29 protein-coding genes are annotated in these 25,683 nt (G+C 67.3%); 22 read left to right on the forward strand and 7 right to left on the reverse strand.

The genetic code is table 11. The features are described from left to right. Nucleotides 1–10 precede the first annotated feature (10 nt). Nucleotides 11–733: an alanyl-tRNA editing protein gene (locus V8686_RS02065; RefSeq protein WP_379702312.1), complete on the reverse strand. Its 723-nt coding sequence runs from the start codon at nucleotides 731–733 to the stop codon at nucleotides 11–13. A gap of 137 nt (nucleotides 734–870) precedes the next feature. Here V8686_RS02065 and V8686_RS02070 point away from each other — a divergent pair, with 137 nt between their 5' ends. Continuing rightward, on the forward strand, nucleotides 871–1,722 hold the full coding sequence (locus V8686_RS02070; protein WP_379702313.1) for a halocyanin domain-containing protein: 852 nt from the start codon (nucleotides 871–873) through the stop codon (nucleotides 1,720–1,722). A 75-nt stretch (nucleotides 1,723–1,797) separates the two neighbouring features. On the opposite strand, the gene V8686_RS02075 is transcribed toward V8686_RS02070, so the two are convergent. Both V8686_RS02075 and V8686_RS02080 read right to left on the reverse strand, forming a co-directional pair. Then, nucleotides 1,798–2,226, reverse strand: a complete 429-nt coding sequence (locus tag V8686_RS02075; RefSeq protein WP_379702314.1) for a CopG family ribbon-helix-helix protein — start codon at nucleotides 2,224–2,226, stop codon at nucleotides 1,798–1,800. Nucleotides 2,227–2,273: 47 nt separating this feature from the next. Beyond that, a complete protein-coding gene (locus V8686_RS02080) occupies nucleotides 2,274–2,855 on the reverse strand; it encodes a cysteine hydrolase family protein (protein WP_379702315.1) in 582 nt (193 codons plus the stop codon). Nucleotides 2,856–2,958: 103 nt separating this feature from the next. Here V8686_RS02080 and V8686_RS02085 point away from each other — a divergent pair, with 103 nt between their 5' ends. Next, entirely contained in the window at nucleotides 2,959–3,954 is a 996-nt protein-coding gene (locus V8686_RS02085) for a radical SAM protein (protein ID WP_379702316.1), read from the forward strand. Between the two features lie 153 nt (nucleotides 3,955–4,107). On the opposite strand, the gene V8686_RS02090 is transcribed toward V8686_RS02085, so the two are convergent. Beyond that, nucleotides 4,108–4,359 carry a hypothetical protein gene (locus V8686_RS02090; RefSeq protein WP_379702317.1) on the reverse strand — a complete coding sequence of 84 codons (252 nt, stop codon included), beginning with the start codon at nucleotides 4,357–4,359 and terminating at the stop codon, nucleotides 4,108–4,110. A gap of 85 nt (nucleotides 4,360–4,444) precedes the next feature. Between V8686_RS02090 and V8686_RS02095 the strand changes: the two genes are divergently transcribed. From V8686_RS02095 to V8686_RS02155, 13 genes are all read left to right on the forward strand, one after another. Next, nucleotides 4,445–4,675 (forward strand): DUF7860 family protein, encoded by a 231-nt coding sequence (locus V8686_RS02095; RefSeq protein WP_379702318.1) that lies wholly within the window; start codon nucleotides 4,445–4,447, stop codon nucleotides 4,673–4,675. Nucleotides 4,676–4,767: 92 nt separating this feature from the next. Next, nucleotides 4,768–5,100 (forward strand): ATP synthase archaeal subunit H, encoded by a 333-nt coding sequence (gene ahaH / locus V8686_RS02100; protein WP_379702319.1) that lies wholly within the window; start codon nucleotides 4,768–4,770, stop codon nucleotides 5,098–5,100. After that, nucleotides 5,087–7,237 (forward strand): V-type ATP synthase subunit I, encoded by a 2,151-nt coding sequence (locus V8686_RS02105; protein ID WP_379702320.1) that lies wholly within the window; start codon nucleotides 5,087–5,089, stop codon nucleotides 7,235–7,237. The genes ahaH and V8686_RS02105 overlap by 14 nt, the downstream gene beginning before the upstream one ends. Before the next feature lie 225 nt (nucleotides 7,238–7,462). Continuing rightward, nucleotides 7,463–7,780, forward strand: a complete 318-nt coding sequence (locus V8686_RS02110) for a F0F1 ATP synthase subunit C (protein WP_379702321.1) — start codon at nucleotides 7,463–7,465, stop codon at nucleotides 7,778–7,780. A gap of 21 nt (nucleotides 7,781–7,801) precedes the next feature. After that, the gene (locus tag V8686_RS02115; protein ID WP_379702322.1) at nucleotides 7,802–8,383 is read left to right on the forward strand and encodes a V-type ATP synthase subunit E; all 582 of its coding nucleotides are present in this window, start codon (nucleotides 7,802–7,804) and stop codon (nucleotides 8,381–8,383) included. Then, the gene (locus V8686_RS02120) at nucleotides 8,380–9,429 is read left to right on the forward strand and encodes a V-type ATP synthase subunit C (RefSeq protein ID WP_379702323.1); all 1,050 of its coding nucleotides are present in this window, start codon (nucleotides 8,380–8,382) and stop codon (nucleotides 9,427–9,429) included. The genes V8686_RS02115 and V8686_RS02120 overlap by 4 nt, the downstream gene beginning before the upstream one ends. Further along, on the forward strand, nucleotides 9,426–9,749 hold the full coding sequence (locus V8686_RS02125) for a V-type ATP synthase subunit F (RefSeq protein ID WP_379702324.1): 324 nt from the start codon (nucleotides 9,426–9,428) through the stop codon (nucleotides 9,747–9,749). Before V8686_RS02120 ends, V8686_RS02125 begins: the two co-directional genes overlap by 4 nt. Before the next feature lies 1 nt (nucleotide 9,750). After that, a complete protein-coding gene (locus V8686_RS02130; RefSeq protein ID WP_379702325.1) occupies nucleotides 9,751–11,508 on the forward strand; it encodes an ATP synthase subunit A in 1,758 nt (585 codons plus the stop codon). Between the two features lies 1 nt (nucleotide 11,509). Continuing rightward, nucleotides 11,510–12,919: an ATP synthase subunit B gene (locus V8686_RS02135; RefSeq protein ID WP_379702326.1), complete on the forward strand. Its 1,410-nt coding sequence runs from the start codon at nucleotides 11,510–11,512 to the stop codon at nucleotides 12,917–12,919. Between the two features lie 139 nt (nucleotides 12,920–13,058). Then, complete coding sequence (locus V8686_RS02140) at nucleotides 13,059–14,726, forward strand: bacterio-opsin activator domain-containing protein (RefSeq protein WP_379702327.1); 1,668 nt, start codon at nucleotides 13,059–13,061, stop codon at nucleotides 14,724–14,726. 59 nt (nucleotides 14,727–14,785) lie between these two features. Then, a complete protein-coding gene (locus V8686_RS02145; RefSeq protein ID WP_379702328.1) occupies nucleotides 14,786–15,532 on the forward strand; it encodes a bacteriorhodopsin in 747 nt (248 codons plus the stop codon). 115 nt (nucleotides 15,533–15,647) lie between these two features. Beyond that, a complete protein-coding gene (locus V8686_RS02150; protein WP_379702329.1) occupies nucleotides 15,648–16,457 on the forward strand; it encodes a lycopene cyclase domain-containing protein in 810 nt (269 codons plus the stop codon). Nucleotides 16,458–16,461: 4 nt separating this feature from the next. Beyond that, the gene (locus V8686_RS02155; protein WP_379702330.1) at nucleotides 16,462–17,526 is read left to right on the forward strand and encodes a Brp/Blh family beta-carotene 15,15'-dioxygenase; all 1,065 of its coding nucleotides are present in this window, start codon (nucleotides 16,462–16,464) and stop codon (nucleotides 17,524–17,526) included. 47 nt (nucleotides 17,527–17,573) lie between these two features. Here V8686_RS02155 and V8686_RS02160 read toward each other — a convergent pair whose 3' ends face one another. Beyond that, nucleotides 17,574–17,771, reverse strand: coding sequence for a hypothetical protein (locus V8686_RS02160; protein ID WP_379702331.1), 198 nt, complete (start codon nucleotides 17,769–17,771; stop codon nucleotides 17,574–17,576). A gap of 191 nt (nucleotides 17,772–17,962) precedes the next feature. Between V8686_RS02160 and V8686_RS02165 the strand changes: the two genes are divergently transcribed. Next, complete coding sequence (locus V8686_RS02165; RefSeq protein WP_379702332.1) at nucleotides 17,963–18,652, forward strand: V-type ATP synthase subunit D; 690 nt, start codon at nucleotides 17,963–17,965, stop codon at nucleotides 18,650–18,652. A gap of 76 nt (nucleotides 18,653–18,728) precedes the next feature. Then, nucleotides 18,729–19,163: a DUF6276 family protein gene (locus tag V8686_RS02170; RefSeq protein ID WP_379702333.1), complete on the forward strand. Its 435-nt coding sequence runs from the start codon at nucleotides 18,729–18,731 to the stop codon at nucleotides 19,161–19,163. Here the strand turns inward: V8686_RS02170 and V8686_RS02175 are convergent. Together V8686_RS02175 and prf1 are read right to left on the reverse strand one after the other, a co-directional pair. Next, the gene (locus tag V8686_RS02175; RefSeq protein ID WP_379702334.1) at nucleotides 19,160–20,386 is read right to left on the reverse strand and encodes a glycosyltransferase family 87 protein; all 1,227 of its coding nucleotides are present in this window, start codon (nucleotides 20,384–20,386) and stop codon (nucleotides 19,160–19,162) included. The genes V8686_RS02170 and V8686_RS02175 overlap by 4 nt on opposite strands. A gap of 41 nt (nucleotides 20,387–20,427) precedes the next feature. Continuing rightward, nucleotides 20,428–21,672: a peptide chain release factor aRF-1 gene (prf1, locus tag V8686_RS02180; protein ID WP_379702335.1), complete on the reverse strand. Its 1,245-nt coding sequence runs from the start codon at nucleotides 21,670–21,672 to the stop codon at nucleotides 20,428–20,430. Nucleotides 21,673–21,787: 115 nt separating this feature from the next. On the opposite strand from prf1, the gene V8686_RS02185 reads away from it, so the two are divergent. From V8686_RS02185 to V8686_RS02205, 5 genes are all read left to right on the forward strand, one after another. Then, nucleotides 21,788–22,855, forward strand: a complete 1,068-nt coding sequence (locus V8686_RS02185; RefSeq protein ID WP_379702336.1) for a P-loop NTPase — start codon at nucleotides 21,788–21,790, stop codon at nucleotides 22,853–22,855. A gap of 39 nt (nucleotides 22,856–22,894) precedes the next feature. After that, complete coding sequence (locus tag V8686_RS02190; protein WP_379702337.1) at nucleotides 22,895–23,023, forward strand: hypothetical protein; 129 nt, start codon at nucleotides 22,895–22,897, stop codon at nucleotides 23,021–23,023. A gap of 171 nt (nucleotides 23,024–23,194) precedes the next feature. Continuing rightward, complete coding sequence (locus tag V8686_RS02195) at nucleotides 23,195–23,905, forward strand: DUF120 domain-containing protein (protein ID WP_379702338.1); 711 nt, start codon at nucleotides 23,195–23,197, stop codon at nucleotides 23,903–23,905. A 2-nt stretch (nucleotides 23,906–23,907) separates the two neighbouring features. Next, entirely contained in the window at nucleotides 23,908–24,579 is a 672-nt protein-coding gene (ribB, locus tag V8686_RS02200; RefSeq protein WP_379702339.1) for a 3,4-dihydroxy-2-butanone-4-phosphate synthase, read from the forward strand. Nucleotides 24,580–24,735: 156 nt separating this feature from the next. Beyond that, nucleotides 24,736–25,683 carry a branched-chain amino acid transaminase gene (locus V8686_RS02205; protein ID WP_379702340.1) on the forward strand — a complete coding sequence of 316 codons (948 nt, stop codon included), beginning with the start codon at nucleotides 24,736–24,738 and terminating at the stop codon, nucleotides 25,681–25,683.

A 25,683-nucleotide genomic window follows, 5' to 3' on the forward strand; every position in this document is an offset into this window, starting at 1 on the left:
CGAACCGCCGCTACGGTGCCAGTTCGTACTCGATGCGCTCGACGCTCGCACCCTTCGAGACGCGGTTCGTGATCCGGACGGTCCCCACGTCGCCGAGGCGGTCGACGTGCGTCCCGCCGCAGGGACACAGGTCGAAATCGTCGATGGCGACGACCCGGAGCGGATCGACGTGCTCGGGGATGAGGTCGAGTTGGGTCCGGCCCTCGGGCACCGCGCCCTCGACGGCCGCTCGGGGGCGTTCGGACTTCTCGACCGGGAGGTCCCGTTCCAACACCCCGTTCGTTCGTCGCTCGATGGCGGTCAGGTCGGCGTCGTCGAAGTCGGCAGGGTCGAAGTCGATGCGGGCGCCGTCGACGGTCACCTGATTCCCGACCGTCGCCGCCCCGTACTCGTCGAGGACGACCCGCGAGACGACGTGCTGGGCGGTGTGCATCCGTCGAAGTCGCTCGCGACGGTCGGCGTCGATCCGGCCAGTGATCGTCGTCCCCGGCGACGGGAGGTCGCCCGCCACGTCCCCGAGGTGGTGGCGCACGTCGCCGTGGTTCTTCGCGGCGTCGACGACGGCCGCGCGGCCGCCGTCCCACTCGAGCGTTCCGTGATCCGGGGGTTGCCCGCCACCGCCCGGGTAGAAGTACGTCCCGTCGAGGACGAGGTAGTCGTCTGTCACCTCGGTCACGGTGGCTTCGAACTCGGTGACGCCGTCGGCGTCGGGGAGATAGCGCAGGTCGGTCACGGTGAATCGAACGGGGTCGACGGACAAAAGGGTACAGCCGGCCCGATTTCGAGGGACGACACGGTTCCCGGGGACTGGGAACGCGCGGCTGGGTACTTTGCTCGCCGCCGAACACTCCGGCGGGAGGTTCGATAGCCATGCGAAACCCGTCCGATTGGTCCCGGCGCGAGTTCGTGGCCGCCTCCCTCCTCGGCACCGGCGCGATGGCCGGTTGCACGGCGCGAGGGCAAACTACCGACGACGAAAGCGACGCGTCCAGTGGCTGTCTCGACGACTGGCTGGCCGACGCGAACGGCTACGAGGGGGTAATCGAACGGTACGGCCCCGACGACGCCCCGTCGGTGACCGTGGGCGACAGCCTCGGCGCGGGGCACGGCAGCGCCGCGTTCGGTCCCGCCGCCATCCGCGTCACACCCGGCACGACGGTCACGTGGGAGTGGAGCGGGGACGGCGACCCCGCGAACGTCGTCGCCGTCGACGGCGCCTTCGACAGCGGCGGCCCGGTTTCGTCCCACGGGCACGCGTTCTCACACACCTTCGCGGAGGTGGGTACCTACCGATACGTCTCGGAGTCGAGTCGCGACGCGGGCATGGTCGGTGCCGTCGTCGTCGCCGATCCACCGTCGAGCGACTATCCGGCGGTCGACGACTGGCTCGCGGACGTGAACATCTACGACGGCACCGTCGTCGACTGGCTGGGACACCCGTCGCCCATCGTCACGGTCGGCTCCGCCGAGGGCGAGAGCGACTTCACGTTCTCGCCGCCGGCGGCCCGCGTATCGACGGGGACGACCGTCCGTTGGGTGTGGACCGGCGGGCCCCACCAGATCGCGTTCGAGGACGCCGACATCGAGAGCGGGGTGGAGACGGAACCCGGCGTCCAGTTCGAACACACGTTCGAGGAACCGGGCGTCTACCGTTACGCCTGTGCGCCACACCACACCCTCGGCGAGAAGGGCGCTATCGTCGTCGCGCCGGGAGCGGAGTGACTCATACGGCTATTTGCCGGCCGTCGTCGCCCCCGTAGTCGACGACGGCCCGTATCTGACACACGCCCGCCCGTATCACTCCGGCGACGCCAGCGGTCCGAACTCGTCGACCGGCATCACGGAGTAGTCGACGCTGAGGGTGTCCTGCGTCGCTCGAATCTTCCCGACGAAGGTGGAGATGGTCTCCAGTCGGCCTTCGAGGACGAACAGTTCCATACAGTAGTGCGATCCGACGTGGCTGTGGAAGTTGGCGGCGACGAGTCCCTCGTAGTCGTGACGGAGGCCCATCATGCGCTCCTCCACGCTCGTCGTCTCGTAGTCGAAGATGACCGTCACCACGGCCATGAGGTCGCGGTTCTCCAGACGTTTGTCTTCGAACTCCCCGAGGAGGGTCCGAGAGGCGTCGCGAACGACTTCGCTCCGGCCGGTGTAGCCGTGTTCCTCCGCGAAGGCGTCGATTCGCTCTACCAGTTCCTCGGGCATCGAGACGCTGACGACCGTCATGTATTAACTCAGCACCGTTCAGATAATAACAATTGCTATCCCGATGGCTAACAGGTCGGTAAGAATTCGACGGCGTCTGCGGCCGTCGTCTCGCCGAACAGCCAGTCGGCGTGGTCGACGGCGTACTCGTGGTGGCTCTCCTCGACGTAGCCGATGGCGTCGGTGACGAGGACGGGCCGGTAGTCGCGCAGGCCCGCACTGCCCGCGGTGTGGAGGACGCAGACGTTGGCGAGCGTCCCGCAGATGAGCAAGTCGTCGATACCCCGTGCCGAGAGCCAGCCGTCGAGGTCGGTCTCGTGGAAGGCGTCGTAGGTGTGTTTCTCGACGACGTGGTCGCCGGGGCGGACGGCGAGTTCGTCGACGAGTTCCGACTCCCACGACCCTTCGAGGACGTGTTCTCCCCAGCGGTCGAACTCGTCGTAGTAGTGGGTGTCGTCGAACTGCTCGGGCGGGTGGACGTCGCGGGTGTAGACGACGCGCGCGCCGGCGTCGTGGGCGCGGCCGACGAGGGCCGACACCTCGTCGATCACCGCCTCGCTCGGCGGGGCGTAGAGGCTGCCGTCGGGGTGACAGAACCCGTTCTGCATATCGACGACGACCACCGCGGTGTTGTCGGGATCGTACGGCATGACCGCCGGTACGGTGGCGGGGGAAGTAAACCGTTGGTTCGCCGGCTCCCGGCGGCCCGTACCGACGGGTTTTCCCGCCTCGGGAGCAAGTTGTGGACAACGAATGATCTCGAAGGGCTGTGAACAGTGCGCCAAGGGCGGGAAGATGGTACTGTTCGTCTACGGGTACTGCGACCAGCGCGACTGTTTCTACTGCCCGCTCGGCGAGAACCGCAAGAACGTCGACACGGTCTACGCCAACGAGCGTCGCGTCGAGTCCGACGAGGACGTCCTGACGGAGGCACGCCGGATGGACGCGCTGGGCACGTCGATCACCGGGGGAGAACCCCAGGAGTCGATGGATCGCACGTGCCACTATCTCTCGCTGTTGAAAGACGAGTTCGGCGCGGACCACCACACGCACCTCTACACCGGCATCACGGGCGGACGGGAGAACATGCGCCGCCTCTCGGAGGCGGGACTCGACGAAATTCGCTTCCATCCGCCCCTGGAGCAGTGGGGCGACCTCCACGGCACCGAGTGGGAGGACATCCTCCACATCGCCCGCGAGGAGGGACTCACCCCCGCGTTCGAGATTCCGGGCATCCGGGCCGAACCCGAGTTTCTGGAGTTCCTCGACGAGGGCGCCGCCGAATTCTGCAACATCAACGAGTTCGAGATGTCCGACGGCAACTACCGCCGGATGCAGGAGGAGGGGTACGACCTCCGCGAGGGACACATGAGCGCCGTCGAATCGCCGAAAGAGGAGATTCTCGACGTGATGGGCGACCACGACCGGGTCTACTTCTGTACCTCGGTGTTCAAGGACGCCGCCCAGCACCGGCGCCGGCTGAAGCGGATGGCACGGAGCATCCGCCGGGAGTTCGACGAGGTGACCGACGACGGCACCCTCGTCTACGGCAAGACGTGGGTCACCGAGGAGCGCCTCCGCGACCTGGGGGTCTCCGAGGAGTTCTACACCGTCAAATCCGACCACGTCGAACTGGCGTGGTGGCTCTTAGAGGAGATGGTCGACGAGGGCGACGTTGGCGAGGGCGAAATCGTCGAGCAGTATCCGACGGTGGACGGTACGGTCGTCGAGCGGACGCCGCTGGCGTAAGTTTTGATCCAGCTTTTGCGAGCGAGCCGTGCGAGCGAGTAAAAGGTGGGACTGGTACGGTCGTCGAGCGGACGCCGCTGGCGTAACGGGGGGAGTCCGACGGAACCGGACTGTTGCGGACACCTCGCGCCACGCTCGACGGCCGGATGGCGCCTACTCCGCGATCCGTCGCCGAACCGCCGCCAGTTTCGGGCGGAACTTGTCGGTGCTCATGAGGTAGGCGAAGTAAAACGCCATCGCGCCCATGAACGCCAGCCACGCGCCGAGTTTGAGCTGTCCGCTCTCGGCGGTCGCCAGCGCGAATCGCTCGATGTAGAGGCCGGCGACCGACAGGCCGACGCTGCCGAGGCCGAACGCGAGGAGTTCGAGCAGTTCGGGGAGCAGTTCGAGCAGTGTCGAGTTCATGTCGGGGCAGAAGCCGGTCCCCGTTGTGGCTCTTTCGGTCGTGCGAAACCGAAGCTTCTTGCACCGGAGGGGGCGAATGTCGCCCATGACCGGACGGTACGGTGACCTGGACTATCCGACGTGGGCGAAACGGGGCACACTGCTCGGCCTGTGCCTGTTCGCGGCCGGTGCGCTCGGCGAACTCGCGGCGCACGCGATGGGACTGCAACTGCCGGCGTGGGAGGCGACGCTGCTGTTCGACGCCGAAGTGGTCGGCGTGGCGCTCCTTTTGTTCTCGCCGCTCGTCTTCGGCCTGTTGCTCCCGCTGACCGAGTAGGCGATTCCGGCCGGACTCCACCGAGAAGCCTCTCGGGGGCGTTCCGCAAACACCTTATACGCCGATTGCGCAACTTTCCAACGATCAGTAGTATGCCGAGACCAGAGGTTCTCGAACGGATCAAGGCGGCCGAGAGCGAGGCCGAAGAGATCGTCGAGGAGGCCGAGGCCGACCGGGAGGAACGGATCGCCGAGGCGCGGGAGCAAGCCGACGAGATCCGCGCCGAGGCCGAACGCGAGGCCGACGAGATGGCCGAGAGACGCCTCGAAGAAGCCGAATCGGAGATCGAGTCCCGGGCCGCGGAAATCCGCGACGAAGGGGAGGCAGCCCGGGAGGAGCTCGTCTCCCAGGCGGAGGCCCAGATGGACGAGGCCGTCGAGTACGCCATCACACAGTTCGAGGAGGCGGTGCATGCTCAGACCTGAGCGGATGAGCAAAGTGTCGGTGACGGGATCGAAGGGAGTCATGGACGACGTCGTCGAGGCGGTCCACGACTGCAACCTGCTTCACGTCACCGAGTACGACGGGACCTGGGAGGGCTTCGAACCGGGGACCCCGATCGACGGTGCCGAGGAGGCCTCCGAGAAGCTGGTGACCGTTCGCTCCATCGAGAGCATCCTCGACGTAGACGACGAGGACGCCGGGCCGACACGGATCGTCACCGACGACGCCCTCGAAGACGAACTCGAGGAGATCCGTGGACGCGTCAACGAACTCGAGGACCGGCGCGACGACGTCCGGAGCGAACTCGGTCGCGTCGAAGAACAACTCTCGTCCGTCGAACCCTTCGCGACGCTCGGCATCGACCTCGACTTGCTCTCGGGATACGAGACGCTCGACGTGGTCGTCGGCGAGGGGGACGTCGACGCAGTCGAGCGGGCGGTCGTCGACGCCGACGGCATCGACGACGTGGAACTGTTCGCCGAGGGCGGCGTCGTCGCCATCTTCGCCCGCCCGACCGAAGGCGCCGACGATGTGATTACGGACGCCTTGGTCGGTGTCGACTTCACCACACTCGAAGTCCCGGACGCCGAGGGGTCCCCCGAGGAGTACGTCTCGGAACTCGACCACCGGAAACAGCAACTCGACTCGAAGCTCCGGACCGTCGAGGACGAACTCAAGGAGGTGAAACTCGACGCGGCGGGATTCCTGCTGGCCGCCGAGGAGAAACTCTCCATCGACGTCCAGAAACGGGAGGCGCCGCTCTCCTTCGCGACGACGGACAACGCGTTCGTCGCCGAGGGGTGGATTCCGACCGAGGAGTACACCGGGTTCGCCGCGGCGATTACCGAGAGCGTCGGTGACCACGCGGAAGTCGAGGAACTCCAGCGGGCGACGTTCGACGCCCACGGCGAGGAGGCGGTTCGCGAGAACGTCTCCGACGGCGTCGAGGGGACAGCGGCGGCGGCAACCGACGGAAACGGCGACGAGGTGCGGGCCGACGGTGGCGGCGTCGTGATGGCCGACGACGACCCGCCGGTCATCCAGGACAACCCCGGCCTAGTCAGGCCCTTCGAGGTGCTCACACAGGCTGTGAGCCGCCCGAAGTACGCCGAGTTCGACCCGACGGTCGTCCTCTTTCTGACCTTCCCGGCCTTCTTCGGGTTCATGATCGGCGACGTCGGCTACGGAATCGTCTACACGCTGATCGGCTACTACCTCCTCACCAACTTCGACAGCGATGCCTTCCGGAGCATGGGCGGAGTGACCATCTTCGCCGGCATCTTCACGATACTGTTCGGCGTCCTCTACGGCGAACTCTTCGGGACGCACCTGGTGTCGACGTTCCTCTGGGGCGGGCACGCACCACTCCACAAGGGGCTCCAGCCGACCTACCTGCTCTGGGCACAGGCGTGGCTCGTGATCAGCGTCCTCGTCGGCGTCCTCCACCTCAACATCGGGTGGCTGTTCGACTTCGTCGAGAACTACCAGCTCCACGACGTCAAGCACGCGGTGCTCGAGAGCGGGTCGTGGCTGCTGATGCTCAACGGCCTGTGGCTGTGGGTGTTCTCCGAGCACGCCGAGACCGCCAAGCCCGATCTGCTGTACGACGTGTGGCAGATCGTCGGGCTGGAGAGCGGCCTCGGTATCGGTCCGACGGTCGGGATCGCCGCCGCCGCGCTCTTCGGCCTCGGTCTCGTGTTGTTGATCGTCGGCGAACCCGTCGAGGCCATCGAGTTCCTCAACGTGTTCGTCAACGCACTGTCGTACACCCGGATCGCCGCGGTGTTGCTCGCGAAGGCGGGGATGGCCTTCACGGTCAACCTCCTCTTCTTCGGCGCCTACGCCAGCAGCGACGGGGCGTATCACTTCATGTACTCGGGAGAGTCCCACGGTACCGTGATGTTCGAGGGGCTGATGAACATGGGACCGGGCATGCTGGTCCTCGGCATCGTCGTCCTTCTGGTCGGCCACCTGCTCGTGCTCGCTCTCGGCGTCACGAGCGCCGGCCTGCAGGCCGTGCGTCTCGAGTACGTCGAGTTCTTCGGGAAGTTCTACGAGGGCGGCGGCCGCGAGTACGAGCCGTTCGGGTACGACCGGCAGTACACGACCGACGACTGACGGCCGCCGGTCGCGGTCCGTTCCGTTTCCGTTCTCCGTACACCCGCGCCCCCAGCGACGGCCGCGGCGCACCGGCGCGGGTCGCGGGGCGCGAGCGCTGTGAACGAATCCCATGGATTCGGCCGAAATCAGCGGTTCCAACGCCCATAATGACCGTCTCTTTTGGGAAGTTTTATGCCCGGTCTATACGGACGTGTGCCTGTTCGGAAACCCGAAGTGACCCCAATGCTCGAAGCTACTTCACAACTCGTGACGGTCGTACTGCAGAACAACGCCACGTCGTTCCCGCTGATCCCCGCACAGGCCGCCGCCGCGCTGGCGGTCGGGCTGGCGGCGCTCGGCGCGGGCTACGCGGAGCGGGGGATCGGTGCGGCCGCCGTCGGCGCCGTCGCCGAGGACGACGATATGTTCGTCCGTGGGCTGATCCTCACGGTCCTCCCCGAGACACTGGTGATTCTGGCGCTGGTTACCCTGTTCCTCACGACGGGGATTCCGTGGGACACCGCCGACTTCTTCGAGGCGATGTTCAGCGCGGGTAGCTAACTCCTCCCAGTTCTCTCCACTATGAGTTTGGACACAGTTGCCGAGGACATCCGGGACGAGGCCCGCGCGCGTGCGGAGGAGATCCGCGACGAGGGCGAACAGCGGGCGAACGAGATCGTCGAGGATGCCGAGGCCGACGCCGAAGAGATCCGTGAGGAACGCGAGGCCGAGGTCGAGCGGGAGATCGCCCAGCAGCGCGAACAGACCGTCTCCAGCGCGAAACTCGAAGCAAAGCAAGCCCGGCTGGAGGCCCGGCGTGACGTGCTCGAGGAGGTCCGGTCGGAGGTCGAGGACGCCCTGGCAGGGATCGAAGGCGAGCGCCGTCGGTCGCTCACCGCGTCGCTGCTGGAGGCGGCCGCCGAGGAGTTCGACGAGGGCGAGTCGGTGTCGGTGTACGGGCGCGCCGACGACGAGACGTTGCTCGAAGACCTGCTCGAGGACTACGACGGCTTCGACGTCGCCGGGACGTCCGACTGTCTCGGCGGCGTCGTCGTCGAGAGCGAGGAGTCGCGGGTCCGCGTGAACAACACCTTCGACTCGCTCCTCGAGACGGTCTGGGAGAACAACTTGAAGGAACTGAGCAACCGACTGTTCGAGCGATGAGCGCGAGCCCTGGCGCTTCGAACCCGGAGTACGTCACAACCCGCGTTCGCTCGCGACGTTCGGTGTTGTTCAGCGACGAGGACTACCGGAAGCTGATCCGCATGGGGCCGGCGGAGATCGCCCGCTTCATGGAGGAGTCGGAGTACGAGAGCGAGATCAACGCCCTCGGGGCACGCCACTCGGGGGTCGACCTCATCGAGTACGCGCTCAACCGGAACCTCGCGAAGCACTTCAACGATCTGCTGGACTGGGCCGACGGTCGGCTGTACGACCTGATCGCCCGATACCTGCGGAAGTTCGACGCGTGGAACGTCAAGACAGTGCTTCGCGGGATCTACTCCGGCGCCGACCGCGAGGACGTCGAAACGGACCTCATCCGGGCGGGCGAGCTGGACGAGCACCTGCTCGACCGCCTGCTGGACGCGGGATCGATCGAGGAGGTCGCCGACCTGCTCGACCGGACGATGTTCGCGACCCCGCTCCGCGAGGCGCTGGAGGAGTACGAGGAGTCGGGCGTCCTCGTGCCGCTTGAGAACGCGGTCGACCGCGTCTTCTACGAACAGCTCCTGTCGGACCTACCCGGCGGCGAGGCCAACGAGACCTACCGCGAGTTCCTCGAGGCGGAGATCGACTTCCGCAACGCGCGGAACGCGCTCCGCCTGGCCCGGAGCGGGGCCGACGTCGACCCCTCGGAGTACTACATCGAGGGCGGACAGCTGTTCGGCGCGGATCAGTTGAGCGCCATCGCCGGCAACGTCGACGAACTCGTCGCGGTGATCCGGGAGAGTACGTACGGTGACGATCTCGACAGCGCGCTCGACGAGTTCGAGGAGGCCGACAGCCTGATCTCGTTCGAGCGGGCACTCGACGTCGCGTTGCTCGAATACTCGGATCGGCTCGGCTTCATCCACCCGCTGTCGGTGGCGCCAGTCGTCTCCTACATCCTCGCCAAGGAGCGCGAGGTGGACAACATCCGCGCCATCGCCCGCGGCCGCGAGGCGGGGCTGTCCGAGGAGGAGATCGAGGAGGAACTGGTGATCCTATGAGCCAGGAAATCGCCGTCATCGGCAGCCCCGACTTCACCACGGGCTTCCGACTCGCGGGCGTGCGGAAGTTCGAGAACGTACCGGACGAGGAGAAAGACGAGGCGCTCGACGAGGCCGTCATGCGGACGCTCGACGACGACGACGTCGGCATCGTCGTGATGCACGACGACGACATGGCGCATCTCTCTCGGAACGCCCGAGAGGCCGTCGAGGGCAGCATCGAACCGGTGCTCGTCACCCTGGGTGGCGGCGCCGGCAGCGGCGGCCTGCGCGAGCAGATCAAGCGAGCCATCGGTATCGATCTGATGGAGGAAGACTAACATGAGTCAGGCAGACACGACCGTCCGAGAGGACGGCATCATCAACAGCGTGAGTGGTCCGGTCGTGACCGCCGTCGAACTCGACGCCCGAATGAACGACGTCGTCTACGTGGGCGACGAAGGACTGATGGGCGAAGTTATCGAGATCGAGGGCGACATCACGACCATTCAGGTGTACGAAGAGACCTCCGGCGTCGGCCCCGGCGAACCCGTCGAGAACACGGGCGCCCCGCTGACGGTCGATCTGGGCCCGGGGCTGCTGGACACCATCTACGACGGCGTCCAGCGCCCCCTCGACGTGCTACAGGAGAAAATGAACAGCGCGTTCCTCGACCGCGGGGTCGACGCGCCCGGTATCGACCTCGAGAAGCAGTGGGAGTTCACCCCCGAGGTCGAGGAGGGCGACGTCGTCGAACCCGGCGACGTGGTCGGCACGGTGCCGGAGACGGTGACCATCGAGCACAAGGTGCTTGTCCCGCCGGACTACGAGGGTGGCGAGGTCGTCGCCGTCGAGGCCGGCGACTTCACCGTCGAGGAGACGGTCGTCGAACTCGACAACGGCGAGGAGATCCGGATGCGCCAGGAGTGGCCGGTGCGCGAGGCGCGGCCGGCCGGCGACAAGAAGACGCCGACGGAGCCGCTCCTGACCGGTCAGCGGGTGCAGGACGGCCTGTTCCCCATCGCGAAGGGTGGGACGGCGGCGATTCCGGGTCCGTTCGGCTCCGGAAAGACCGTCACTCAGCAGCAACTCGCCAAGTGGTCCGACGCAGACATCGTCGTCTACATCGGGTGTGGCGAGCGCGGCAACGAGATGACCGAGGTCATCGAGGACTTCCCGGAACTGCCCGACCCGCAGACTGGGAACCCGCTGATGGCCCGGACGACGCTCATCGCCAACACGTCTAACATGCCCGTCGCGGCGCGGGAATCCTGTGTGTACACGGGGATCACCATCGCGGAGTACTACCGCGACATGGGGTACGACGTGGCGCTGATGGCCGACTCCACCTCGCGGTGGGCGGAGGCCATGCGCGAGATCAGTTCGCGCCTGGAGGAGATGCCCGGCGAGGAGGGCTACCCAGCCTACCTCGCCGCGCGGCTCTCCCAGTTCTACGAGCGCGCGGGCTACTTCGACAACATCAACGGCACGGAGGGGTCCATCTCGGTCGTCGGCGCCGTCTCGCCGCCCGGCGGCGACTTCTCCGAACCGGTGACCCAGAACACGCTCCGCATCGTCAAGACGTTCTGGGCGCTCGACGCCGACCTGGCCGAGCGCCGGCACTTCCCGTCGATCAACTGGAACGAGTCCTACTCCCTGTACCGGGAACAGCTCGACCCGTGGTTCGAGGACAACGTCGCCGAGGACTGGCCGACGGTCCGTCAGTGGGCGGTCGACACCCTCGACGAGGAGGGCGAACTCCAGGAAATCGTCCAGCTCGTCGGCAAGGACGCCCTGCCGGAGGACCAGCAGCTCACCCTCGAAGTGGCGCGGTACCTCCGCGAGGCGTGGCTCCAGCAGAACGCGTTCCACGACGTGGACACCTACTGCGAGCCCGACAAGACGTACCTCATCCTCACGACCATCAAGACGTTCAACGACGAGGCGTTCGACGCCCTCGAAGCGGGCGTCCCGGTCGAGGAGATCACGGCGGTCGACGCACTGCCGCGCATCAACCGAATCGGCGTCCAGGAGGAGTACGAGGCGTACATGGACGAACTGAAAGACGACATCACCGAGCAGATTCGGGAGCTGTACTGAGATGAAAGAGTACAAAACGATCACCGAGATCAGCGGCCCGCTGGTGTTCGCCGAGGTCGACAAGCCCATCGGCTACGACGAGATGGTCGAAATCGAGACCGCCGACGGCGAGATCCGCCGTGGACAGGTGCTCGAGTCCGAAGACGGGCTGGTCGCCATCCAGGTGTTCGAGGGGACCTCGGGCATCGACAAGAACGCGTTCGTCCGATTCCAGGGCGAGACGCTGAAGATGAAGCTGACCGAGGACCTCCTCGGTCGCGTGCTGTCCGGGTCGGGCGAACCCATCGACGGCGGTCCGGCCATCGAACCCGAGAAACGCGAGGACATCGTCGGCGCGGCGATCAACCCCTACGCCCGCGAGTACCCCGAGGAGTTCATCCAGACCGGCGTCTCCGCCATCGACGGCATGAACACCCTCGTTCGTGGCCAGAAGCTCCCCATCTTCTCCGGTTCGGGGCTGCCGCACAACGAACTCGCGCTCCAGATCGCGCGACAGGCGAGCGTTCCCGAAGAGGAAGCGGGCGGTGAAGGCTCCGAGTTCGCCGTCATCTTCGGCGCCATGGGCATCACGGCCGAGGAGGCCAACGAGTTCATGGACGACTTCGAGCGCACCGGCGCGCTGGAACGGTCGGTCGTCTTCATGAACCTCGCGGACGACCCCGCCGTCGAGCGGACGGTCACGCCGCGGATGGCGCTCACCACCGCCGAGTATCTCGCCTTCGAGAAGGATTACCACGTGCTGGTGATCCTGACGGACATGACCAACTACTGCGAGGCGCTCCGTGAGATCGGTGCCGCTCGCGAGGAGGTTCCGGGTCGCCGTGGCTACCCCGGCTACATGTACACCGACCTGGCGCAGCTGTACGAACGCGCCGGTCGAATTCAGGGGAGCGACGGCTCGGTGACCCAGATCCCGATCCTGACGATGCCCGGCGACGACGACACGCACCCGATCCCCGACCTCACCGGGTACATCACCGAGGGACAGATCTACGTCGACCGCGACCTCAACAGTCAGGGCGTCCAGCCCCCGGTCAACGTGCTTCCCTCGCTCTCCCGCCTCATGGACGACGGGATCGGTGAGGGCCTCACCCGCGAGGACCACGCCGACGTCTCCGACCAGATGTACGCCGCGTACGCGGAGGGTGAGGACCTGCGTGATCTGGTGAACATCGTCGGCCGCGAGGCACTGAGCGAGCGTGACAACAAGTACCTCGACTTCGCCGACGAGTTCGAGTCGGAGTTCGTCGACCAGGGCTTCGACACGAACCGCGACATCGGCGAGACCCTCGACATCGGCTGGGACCTCCTCTCGAACTTCCCGAAAGAGGAACTCAACCGGATCGACGAGGAGCTCATCGCGGACTACTACCGCGAAGAAGCGACCGAGGAAGAGGCGACCGCGGACTAATCGCCGGCGTTCACTTTTTCCGACCGATCGACGGAGCTCGGATCGACGACGAGCGTGGCGGCCCCGTCGAGACGGCTGACGGCCGAACACGCGGTTCACGCCACCAAACCCATTTCCGTACGCGTTCCGTTCTGGGAGCATGACAGTCGGGGGCAAGGGGAGCGGATCGGACGGCGGGGAGCCAGGGTCGGTGACTCCGGCGAGCACCGAGGGCGTCGGCGAGTCGCTGAAGACGCGGACGATGGACGAGGCACCGGTCGGAATCACCATCGCCGACGCGACGATGCCGGACATGCCGCTGGTGTACGCGAACGCCGCCTTCGAGCGCATCACGGGGTACCCGCCGGAGTACGCCGTCGGGCGGAACTGCCGGTTCCTGCAGGGGGCGGCGACCCGCGACGACCCCGTCGCACGCATGCGCACAGCCATCGAGAACGACGAGGCGACGACGGTCGAACTCCGCAACTACCGACGCGACGGCGAACTGTTCTGGAACGAGGTGACCATCGCCCCGATCCGGGACGAGAGCGGCGACGTCGCCTACTACGTCGGGTTCCAGCGGGACGTAACCCGACGCAAGCGCGCCGAGCGTGCCGCAGCCCAGCGGGCCGCCCGGATCGAGCGGGAACGGGCCGCCCAGGAACTCCTGTTGGAGCGCCTCGACGGGGTCGTCGCGGACGTGACCGGAGCGGTCGCCGAGGCGCGCTCCCGGACGGACCTCGAACGGGCCGTCGTCGAGGGCCTGGCCGAGACGTACGACGGGGCGTGGATCGGGGCTTACGATCCCGCCGTCGAGGCGGTCGTTCCGGAAGTCGAGTCGGAAGACGTAGCCGGCGAGGTGCCGGAGCGGGTTCCGGTGGGCGGAACCGAGACGGACGACCCGACCCGAACGAGTGACCTCGCGGCCGCCGCGGCCGACGCGGTGGCGGCGGCGGTGGCCGACGGCAGCGTCCGGATCCGGGATCTGCACGGGGTCGAGGGACCGACGGCCGTGGCCGGCGTTCCGCTCCACTACGGTGACGCGACCTACGGAGCGGTCTGTGTCTACGCGCGGACCAACACCGAGTTCGACGACCACGAGTGCGCCGTCCTGACGGCGCTGGGCCGGACCATCGCCACGGGGATCAACACGCTCGAGAGCCAGCGAACGCTCCGGGGGACGGAGGTGGTCGAACTCCAGTTCACCGTGATAGCCCACCCGCTGGTCGACCTGGCCGAGCGACTGGACACCCGGATGGCCTACGCGGGGAGCGTCGCGGATCGCGACCGGCCGACCAGCCTGTTCGAACTGTCGGACGCGACGGGGGCCGCGGTGCGCGAGGCGGCCACCGAGACGGCGGTGGACGTTCACGGGGTGCTCACCGAGGGCGAGGCGGAGTGTCTGGTCGAACTCTCGGTCACGGGGACGGACCTCTGGGCGATCCTGGCCGACCACGGCGCTGACCTCGAGGCCGTGGTCGTCGAACCCGGCGTCGCACGGTTCACCGTCGAGGTGGCGCGCGAGTCGCTCGCGCGGAGCATGGCCGGTGCGGTGACCGAGCGCTTCGAGGGAGCGGATCTGGTCAGGTACAACCACCGCGGCGACCGGGACGAACCGCGCCAGGAGTTCGTCGCGCGCCTGCACGAGAACCTGACCGACCGCCAGCACGCAGCGCTGATGCGGGCGTACAGCGGGGGCTTCTTCGAGTGGCCACACGAAGTGACCGGCGACGAACTCGCGGAGGCCATGGGCGTCTGTCGGTCGACGTTCCACGAGCACCTGCGGGCGGCCCAGCGAAAGGTGATCGGCACCATCCTGGATCGATGAGACACCAAACTAGTTGTGGGTCGCGCTTACCACGATAGCATCCCGACTCCACGTGTATCATGCCACAACCCGGTAGCGAAGGAATCTGGCTCTGGATCGGCACGCTCGGTATGTTCCTGGGGATGCTGTACTTCATCGCCAGGGGCTGGGGCGAAACGGACCGGCGGCGACAGGAGTTCTACATCGTCACCATCTTCATCACCGCCATCGCGTTCGTGAACTATCTCGCGATGGCGCTCGGCTTCGGGTTGACGATGGTCCAACTCGGTGGTGAGGAACTGCCCATCTACTGGGCCCGGTACACTGACTGGTTCTTCACCACCCCGCTCCTGTTGCTCGACCTCGGCTTACTGGCCGGGGCGGACCGCAACCAGTTGTCCGCGCTCGTCGGTCTCGACATGCTGATGATCGGGACGGGTGCCGTGGCGACCCTGTCGGCCGGACCGGGCTTTCTCACCGAGGGGGCTCGCCGGCTGATCTGGTGGGGCGTCTCCACGGGCTTCCTGCTCGTCCTTCTGTACATGCTGTACGGCTCGCTCGACGAGAAGGCCAGCCGGCTCACGGGATCGGCGGCGTCGACGTTCAGTACGCTCCGAACGTTGATCGTCGTCGTCTGGCTGATCTACCCCGTGTGGTGGATCGTCGGCACCGAGGGGCTGCAGGTCATCTCGCTGTACCTCGAGACGGCCGGCTTCATGGTGCTCGACCTGGTCGCGAAGGTCGGCTTCGGGATCATCCTCCTGTCGAGTCGCGAGGTGCTCGACGCCGCGGGGTCGAGTGCGGCGGCTGCGGAGTCGGCCGACTGACGAACGTCGGCGCGGGCCGGCGTTCCCGCTCGTGATAGCGCGACCCAAGAAGCTATACGGAGAACCGACAAACCGTCGGTTCACCCGTTTCGACCGACTGCGGCAAGACACACCGATGACTGGACCAACGTACCTGCAGTTTCACCTCGCCTTCCTGCTCCCGGCCATGATGCTCATGGTCGCGACGGCGTTCGTGAGCCGAACGCGGATGAGCGCCGCCGTCGACCCGTTCACCGGCCGGGGTTACTGGTCCGGCGTCGCCATCATCACCGTCGTCGCCCTGGTGTACACGACGCCGTGGGACAACTACCTCATCGCGGCGGGCGTGTGGTCGTACGGCGAGGGGAGCACGCTCGCGACGCTCGGCTACGCGCCGGTCGAAGAGTACCTGTTCATTCTGGTCCAGCCGTGGCTGACGGCGCTGTGGCTCTCGCACCTGTCGCTGCCGAGCGAGTGGCCGCCGGTGAGGGGACCGATCCGCACCCGACTCGCCGCGCTGGCGCTCGCCGCCATCCTCGGCGCCGGCGGGTGGCAGTTGCTGGCACGATCGGAGACGTTCTACCTCGGCGCCATTCTCGCGTGGGCGGCGCCGGTGCTCGCCCTGCAGTGGGTCGTCGGCGCACCGCAACTGTGGGCGCGTCGCCGCCTCGTCACGCTCGGTACCCTCGTACCGACGACGTATCTCTGTGTGGCCGACCGGGTCGCCATCGAATACGGCATCTGGATTCTCTCGGAGCGGTACACCACCGGTCTCACGGTGGCCGGCCTCCCCGTCGAGGAGGCGACGTTCTTCCTCGTGACGAACCTCTTCGTCGTCCAGGGACTGGTGCTCTACCGGTGGGTAGTCTCCCGATTCGGGGCGGCCGACGATCCGACCGTGGGACCGGAATCGGACGCCGGAGCCATCGACCCGGAGTCGCCGTGAGGCGATGACGGGGACGGACCGAGGGGGTGACGACTCGACGCTCGCGGCACTCATGCTCGCGGTCGGGTGTCGCCCCGCCTGGGTCGCCGTCTCGGCCCTGACACTCGGCGTAGTCGTCACGGGAGCCGCCGGTCTCACGGCGACGCTTCCACGGTGGCTCCGGTACCTCCCGCTCGCGGCCAGTTTGCTCCTGTTCGGGTTGCCACACGGCGCGGTGGACCACCTCGCGCCGGCGCGGGCCGCGGGGCGACGGCCGACGGGGCGAGGGATGGCCGTCGTCGGGCTGGGATATCTCCTACTCGGCGGGGCCTACGCCATGCTGTGGACCGTCGCCCCGGCCGCCTCCGCGGCGCTGTTCGTCGGTCTGACCTGGCTCCACTGGGGACAGGGCGACCTCTACGCCCTCGATGCGCTGGGGAGTTCACATCTCGACGCCACGGGCGTTCGCGCGGGCACGCTGGTGGTTCGTGGCGGGTTGCCGATGCTGGTGCCGCTTCTCCGTTTCCCGGAGCGGTACCGACAGGTTGTCGACGCGTGGGTGGCGCTGTTCGGGCGTGACCTCGACGCGGGGTGGCTCGTATCCCCCGACGTACGGGTGGGTCTCGGCGTCGGGTTCGCGGCACTGACCGTCGGGACGCTCCTCGTCGGCTACCGACGTGGCGGCGGCCACGCCTGGAGACGGGACGCCGCCGAGACGCTGCTGCTGTGGGCGTACTTCCTCGTCGTGCCGCCGTTGCTCGCCATCGGCGTGTACTTCTGTGTCTGGCATTCGCTGCGGCACGTGGTTCGGCTGGCCGGCGTCGACGACGGCGCCCGGGCGGTGCTCGCGACTCGCGGCCCTGTCGCAGCGCTCCTGCGGACGGGACGGGACGCAGTGCCGCTCACCGCCCTGTCGGTGGCCATCCTCGTCGGCGTGGGCGTCATCGGTGGCGTGAACGCCTCGCCGTCGGCGCTCGCGGCGCTGTATCTCGTCTTCATCGCCGTCCTGACCCTGCCACACGTCGCCGTCGTCACGTGGATGGACCGACTGGAGGGGATGGGACTCGGGTGGTCGTCCCCGAACGGGTGAGAGCGAGGACCGAAGCCGGCGTTCCGAGGGACAACCGCCGACCCGTTTCAGTCGGTGTGTTCCGCGATGCCCTCGGCCGTGGTGGTGGGGTGATCCACCGCTTCTGTCGACGACCGGTCGGCCTCCGTTTCGGGGACCATCAGGAGTTGAAGCGCCTGTCGGATGTGGTAGTTCTTTTCGACCGCGTCGGTGGCATCGAGCGCGTCCAACAGCTGGCTTTTCGGTTTCGATTCGCGATTGTCCATCCCCAACGTAGTTCGTCCACGCACATCAAATATTGGCTGTTTGACGTTACGTCGGGTTGTGATTAATCGAGTGATCGACACGACGGACTCCGCACTCGGCGTCGGTTACTCGGCCCGTCGTCGTGGCCGCCTGCGGGGGTAGCTCCGCAAACAGTAAAAGGTTAACCGGCTCGGTCCACAACCCTCCGGCAATGGCCGAGGACGTCAAACCCACTCGCAAGAACCTCATGGCGATAGAGGATCGGATCGAACTCTCCGAGCGGGGGCACGACACGCTCGAACAGAAACGGGACGGTCTCATCATGGAGTTCATGGACATCCTGGACCAGGCCCAGGACATCCGAGCGGACCTCGACGCGAACTACAAGACCGCACAGCGAAAGATCAACATGGCGCGGGCGATGGAGGGCGACGTCGCCGTCCGCGGTGCCGCCGCGGCGCTCAAGGAGCATCCGGAGATCACGACCCAGTCGAAGAACATCATGGGCGTGGTCGTGCCGCAGATCGAATCCTCGCGCGTCAGGAAGAGCCTCGATCAGCGCGGCTACGGCCTACTCGGGTCCTCGGCCCGCATCGACGAGGCGGCCGACGCCTACGAGGAACTCCTCGAATCGATCATCCTCGCGGCCGAGGTGGAGACGGCGATGAAGAAGATGCTGACCGAAATCGAGACGACCAAACGCCGCGTCAACGCCCTCGAGTTCAAACTCCTGCCCGACCTCCACGAGAACAAGGAGTACATCGAGCAGAAGCTCGAAGAGCAGGAACGCGAGGAGATCTTCCGCCTCAAGAAGATCAAGGCGAAAAAGGAAGAAGAGGAGAAAGCCGAGGCGGAGGCCGAAGCCGCGGCCGAGAGCGAAGTCGTCACGGCCGACGACTAGTGGTCGGCGTGAGCCACGACGGACCCTCGCCGACCCGGGACGGCGGGAGCCGGGTGCGCTCACGGAGGGTAGCATAGTGCCCTGTCCGGTCTGTGGCGCGCGCACCGTCGCGTTCGCCGTGCCGTCGGCGCTCCGCGACCACGCCCCCGAATCGAGCGCGCACGTGGCCATCTGTTCTACCTGTCTGCGGACTCACGCGGTCGGCGGTGGCCCCGATCCCACCCCCACCCCCACCCCCACCCCCACCCCCACCCCCGCTCCAGCCCCCGACTTCCAACTCGTCCACGACGCTTTCCCGGCGGGCGAGGCGGGCGCCGCGCTCTCGCTGGCGCTCGGCCTACTCGGCTCCCTCGCGCTCCGCCGGAACGCCATCGACGACTGCTGTTCGTACGCGGAACGGGCGGGTGCGGACGTGTTGCTGACACTCGACCGGTTGGCGAGCGACGAGAAACTGGACCCCTATTTCGACGTCGAGCGCCGGCGGCATCAGTTAGCCGAGATGCTCCGCTAGTCCCCGCGCCGACCCGCGGCCGACGCGAGCGACCGTGCGGTGACGGGACCCCCGGCAACGGCGACGCGAGTCCCCGCGAGGCCGACGAGAAGGAGGTTTCCCCACAGTCCCGGCTGAATCAGGAGCGCCGGCACCCACTCGGGCAACATCTGTCCGGCCATCCGGAGACCGTAGGAGTGGACGTGGAGGAGCAAGAGCCCGACGACGGGGAGCGTGGGGTATCCGTCGGGGTGGTCGAGTTCGACGGCCAGAAGCAGAACGACCGCCGGGAGGGCGGCGACGAAGTAGTAGGCGTAAGTCAGGGGAGCGAGCAACGGAACGGCGGCGAAGCCGAGCGCAGTCGATTCCCGGACGGCGTCGGCCGGCGCCCGGAGGACGACGACGACGATGGCGAGGCTAGCGAGGACACGAATCGCCAGCGTGTGGGGGACGTCGTACAGGGGGCGGTAGTACGGCGGCATCCACAGCCGCGGGGACCGAGCCGCGCTCCCCTCGCGAATCCCCCAGGCGAGCACGTCGAGGAAGGTTCGGTGGGCGTCGACGCCGAAAACGAGGAGGGAGACGAGGAGGAGGGCGACGCCGCCGGTGACGGCGCCGACGAACCGCGTCCGGTCGCCGAGGAGGTGGGCGCCGGCGGGAGCGTACGGGAGTTTCACGACGCCGACGACGGCGGTGAGTACGCCGCCGAGGAGCGGGCGTCCGCGGAGCGACGCCGACGCCGCGAACGTGAGGAGGGCACCGAGCGCCGTCGCGGTCTGACCGAGTTTCGTCGAGAGGAGTACGGGATGGAAGCCGGCGACGAGCGGGAGGACGGCGACCCGCTCCCAGGGGCGGAGGGGGACGCTGAGGGCGGTGACGAGCCGCTGTATCGCAACCCAGAGAAGCGCAACGGTGCAGGCGGTCCACAGGAGGGCGGCGGGGCGGAAGTCGAGGGTGAGGAGGAAGGGGGCAAATCCAAGGATTGCGACCGGGGGGTAGAGGTAGCTCCCGTGGTAGCCGCCGTCCTCGTTTCGCACGTACACCGACTCGCCGGCGACCCAGCGGTCGACGGCGTTGTTGTAGGCGCCGAAGTCCCAGAAGCCGAATCGAGGAGCGATATCGAGCGACCGGAGGTACCAGTCGACGGCGGGGTACGTGGCGAGGGCAACGAGGGCGACGAGGGCGGCCGCGACGAACCAGGGACGGTCGTCGCGACGGGCGAGGAGGCGGCGGAGGAGGGACATGCAGTCGGGGATGTGCTCCAGTCCCGCAAAAAAGTGCGCGATCAGATACCGGTAGAGTAGCGCAGGATGCCGGCGACGCCGCCGAAGGCGTCGTAGAGCTGTTCGCCCTTCTCGAAGTCCGTACTGATGAACTTCGTCTCGGTGCCGCGCTGTTCGGCGATAGTCATCAGGTGTTCGATCACGTCTTCGCGGTCCTGTATCTCGGCCTCGCTTCCGTCCTCGCACTGGTGGTCGGGCGTCGAGTGCCGGCGGTCGATCACCTCGAACTCCTCTTGCCCGTCGCAGTCGTACACCACCACGTCCTTGCGGAGGTCCTCGCTGATGAGCAGACGGTCGACGGAGCCCATCACCAGGTTGCGACGGGTCTGCTCGAACCCGTAGGTGGCGAGGTCACCGGTGTGGAGGTTCTCGAAGAACTCCTCCATCTGCTTTTTGTCCTTCATCACCTCCTGGTCGGCGAGGACGTCTTGGGCGGCGTCGACGAGGTCGTACAGCCCGGACTCGTCGGTGTAGGACACGTCGAACTTGCCGACGACGTGGTCCTGGAGTTCGTGGTGGAGGTAGTCACCATCGAGGAACTCGTCTTTGGTCGGCGAGGGACCGCCGACGAGGATGCCGTCGAGTTCGTGGCGCTGAGGGACGAACAGGTCGTTGGCCATCTCCGCGACCTCCTGATAGAAGTTGTCGATGGCCTCCAGTCGCAGGCGGGCGAACCGCTGGGCGGACTGGCCACCTTTCCGCTGCTTGCCGGGGACGAGCGAGGAGGCGGACTTGACGGGTTCGACGCGCTTGCCCTTCAGCCAGCCGACGTTCGCCTCGCGGCGGTCGAGGACGATCAGGCCGAACAGGCCCTTATCGGAGAGCATCCCCTCCAGCGGTTCGGTGAGGAAGTCCGAGTCGCAGTGATAGCGGAAGGACTGGATGGGGTCGGGCGGACTCTCCAGGACCTTCGTCACCATGTCGGTCTGGCCGCCGCCGGCGTCGACGGCGCCACTGAAGATGACGATGCCGTTCTCGGGCGGGTAGGTGTCGTAGTAGCGGAGGCGGTCCTTGATGCTCGTGAGCGCGTCCTGGACGTTCGTTCGTGTCTGCTTCGACTTGATGTTGCTTGCCTCCGAGTGCTCCTGCGTGACGTGGGCGACGACGGAGGAGATCTGTTTGTCCGGCGGGATGTAGATAGTGACGAGTTGGGTCCCGGAGCCCTCGTACTCCTTCAGGTCCTCGATGACCTTCCGGAACTCGTATTTCCGACGGTCGTCGTCGGCGTCCTGCGTGTCGGTACTCATTGGTAGCTCTAGCCCCGCGCGCGGCTAAGTAACCTTTGACTGGGGTGTCCGCCTTCGGCGCCCCCCGAAGCGGGAGCAGAGTTATATACTCGCCGTCGGAGGTTCCTGACGACCTATGGGACGGGTGTACGCAGTCGCCAGTGGGAAAGGCGGCGTCGGCAAGACCACCACGGTGGCGAACCTCGGAGCAGTCCTCGCCGAAGCGGGCCACGAGACGGTCCTCGTGGACGTCGACCTCGGGATGGGGAACCTGGCGGGCGCCCTCGGCATCGACGCCGACGCCGATGCCGACGCCGACGCCGGGGCGACCGTCCACGACGTGCTGGCGGGGTCGGCGATGGTCGCGGAGGCGGTCCGCGAGGGTCCGGCGGGGCTCTCGGTGCTCCCGGCGTCGGCCGACCTCGACGACTTCGGGACGGCCGATCCGACCCGGTTGGCGGCGCTGCTCGACGGACTCGACGCGGAGTTCGTTCTCCTCGACACCTCGGCGGGGCTGAGCCACGACAGCGTCGAACCGCTCCGGGTCGCCGACGAGGTACTGCTGGTGTCGACGGCGGAACCGGGCGCGCTGGGCGACACGGCGAAGACCCGCGAGGTGGCCGACCGGTTCGGCACGCCCGTGTGGGGCGCAGTGGTGACGCGGGCGACACCCGAGATGGGCCGCGAGGGACGACGTCCCTCGGGCGACGGGCCACAGGGCGGTGACGTCGGAAGCGTCGCCAATCGCCTCGGGGTGACGGTCCGGGGAGTGATTCCGGACGATCCGGCGGTGTCGGCCGCGGCCGAGGCCGGCGAGCCCCTGATTACTGCCGCGCCCGACGCGCCCGCTACCGACGCCTATCGGCGACTGGCGGCCGAGTTGAGCGGCGACGACTCGCTCGCGCCGGCCGACGACGCGGACGACGGTGGCGTCGTCGTCGCCGACGCCGAGGTAGTGGCCCGCGGGGGCGACGACGGGGCTGGGGAAACGGACGAAGGCGACACGCAGGTGACACGCGACGGGTCGGACACGGCGACGACAGCCAGGGGAACGGACCACGCCGCCGACTCGGAGGCGACGGCCACCGGCGGATCGGCGGCCGGTAGCGACGACGAGGACGCGGACGAGGGGTCGACGGCGGAGTCGACAGCGGAGGACGGAGGAAACGAACGAACCGGCTTCCTCCGCTGGCTCCTGGGTTGAACGGGAAGTTCTTTGAGGCCGCCACGAAGACGGGGTAGTATGGAAGAATCGAACGCGGTTCCGCTCTGGTGGGTACTGCTGTTTCTGTTGCTCGCGCTCGGTATCGGTGCGTTCGCCGTCTCGGCCGTCGGTGGATCGCTGATCGCCGGCGTCGCCGTCCCTGCATAACGTGCCGTGACACCGGCGACCGCCCGATTCGGCGGGGACGACCACCGCCGTACTTAGGGCGCCAGGGCCCGTCGGCTGGCCGTCGCGACGCCCCCGATCCGCTCGCCATCACAATTTTGATACGTATATCACATTCGGTATGCTTATGCGCGGCGAGTGACAAGCCCGTGTATGGCAGAGAGCGCAGCGGCGTCGTCGGTGGGCCACGACGAACTCGCCGCTCTGAAGCGGATCGGGTTGGACGGAGGACTCTCCGGGCGGACGAAAATCTCGTGTTCCGGCCTGGCCGCACGTCTCGACGCGTCGGCCCAGACCGCCTCCCGACGCCTTCAGCGACTGGACGAGGCCGGGTTGCTGGACCGAGAGGTGCTCGCGGACGGGCAACTCGTCACCGTCACCGGCGAAGGTGTGGCGGCCCTCCGACGGGAGTACGCCGACTACCGACGACTGTTCGAGGACGATGCGACGCTGTCGCTCGACGGCACCGTGACCAGCGGTATGGGCGAGGGCCGCCACTACATTTCGCTGTCCGGCTACATGAGCCAGTTCCGCGAACGCCTGGGCTACGAGCCGTTCCCGGGCACGCTCAACGTGGAGCTGACCGCCGAGAGCGTCCGCACCCGTGGAGAGATGGACACCCTGGAGACCGGTGCGACGCCCATCGACGGTTGGGAGGACGACGAGCGGACCTTCGGGCCGGCGACGTGCTACGCGGCTCGAGTCGACGCCGACGGTGACGTCTACGACGGCGCTCACGTCATCGTCCCGGACCGCACCCACCACGACGCCACGCAACTCGAACTGATCGCGCCCGTGAAGCTCCGGGACGCACTCGATCTGACGGACGGGGACACCCTGACGGTCCACCTGGGGGACGCGTGACGATGCAGGGTCGTAGCGAGTCCACCGGGGCCCTCGACCGGGCCGTCGCCGCCTTCCGTGCGGGCGGGCCGGTGCTGGTCCACGACGCCGACGACCGGGAGGGTGAGACGGATCTGCTCTACCCCGCGAGCGCGGTGACATCGGCGTCGGTAGCACGCCTGCGCAACGACGGGGGCGGCCTCGTCTTCGTCGCCCTGCCCGCCGCAATCGCCGACCGGTTCGATCTGCCCTTCCTCCACGAGGCGCTCGACCACCCCGCGAACGACCACTCGGACCTGGGGTACGACGCTCACCCGTCGTTCTCGCTGACGGTCAACCACCGCGACGGGTTCACCGGCGTGACCGACGACGACCGGGCGCTCACCATCCGTCGCCTCGGCGAGGTGAGCGGCGACGACGACTACGGCGTCGACGCCTTCGCCGAGGAGTTTCGGACGCCGGGTCACGTCCACCTCCTGCGGGGGGCACCCGGACTGCTGGCCGAGCGGCGCGGCCACACGGAACTGGGGCTAGCGCTGGCCCGCGAGGCCGGCGTCGCGCCCGCCGTCGCCGGCTGTGAGATGCTCGACGACGACACCGGCGGGGCGCTCTCGACGGCGGACGCGCGGGCCTACGCCCGCCGGAACGACCTGCCGTTCGTCGAAGGGGCGGCACTGATCGAGGCGCTGTCCTGAGCGGCCGGCGGTGGGACGGAGCGGAGCGACGGCCCGCACGGAAACTGTTAAGACCGGATTGGGCCAAATTACACCAACTCATGTCGCTCGATACGACGACTTCTCGCGACGGGATCCGGCTCCGAAGCGCACGCCTTCGCTCGGAGGGTGCGTGAGATGGGCTTCGAAGAGATGCGCGAGTCCGGCGACGTCGACACCGTCTGGATGGACGGCGAGTTCGTCGACTGGGACGACGCCAAGATCCACGTCCTCACCCACGGACTCCACTACGGAACCGGCATCTTCGAGGGCGTCCGGTGTTACGACACCGAGGACGGCCCGGCCATCTTCCGCTGGGAGGAGCACCTTGATCGCTTCTACGCCTCCGGGAAGCCGTACAACCTCGACATTCCCTTCGACCGCGACGAACTGACCGAGGCGACGAAAGAGCTGATCCGCCGACAGGAGCTGCCCTCCTGTTACATCCGCCCCGTCGCGTACTACGGCTACGACATGCTGGGTCTGAGTCCCGAGACCTGTCCCGAACAGGTCGCAATCGCCGTCTGGCCTTGGGGAGCGTATCTCGGCGAGGACGCCCTGGAGGAGGGCGTCGAGGTCACCGTCTCCTCGTGGCGCAAGTACGCCTCCTCGCAGATTCCGACCAACGCCAAGACGACCGGTCCCTACGTCAACAGCGTGTTGGCGAGCCTGGAAGCCAAACGCGAAGGGTACACCGAGGCACTCCTGCTGAACGAGGAGGGGAACGTCGCCGAGGGTCCGGGCGAGAACCTGTTTCTCGTCCGCAACGGCGAAATCTACACCCCCGGACTCGCCGAGGGCATCCTCGACGGCATCACCCGCAACACCGTCATCACGCTCGCTCGCGAGCAGGGGTACACCGTCCACGAGGACGCGACGATCAGCCGCGGCGAACTCCACACCGCCGACGAACTGTTCTTCTCCGGCACCGCGGCCGAAGTCACGCCGATCCGCAAGGTGGACAACGTCGTCATCGGCGAGGGAACCCGCGGCCCGGTGACGGGTGACATCCAACAGGCGTTTTTCGACCTGGTCGAACGCCGCACAGACGACCACGCCGACTGGTTCACCGACGTCGAGATGTAG

Origin of the sequence: Haloplanus litoreus (assembly GCF_045690335.1) — an archaeon.
GTDB lineage: Archaea > Halobacteriota > Halobacteria > Halobacteriales > Haloferacaceae > Haloplanus > Haloplanus litoreus.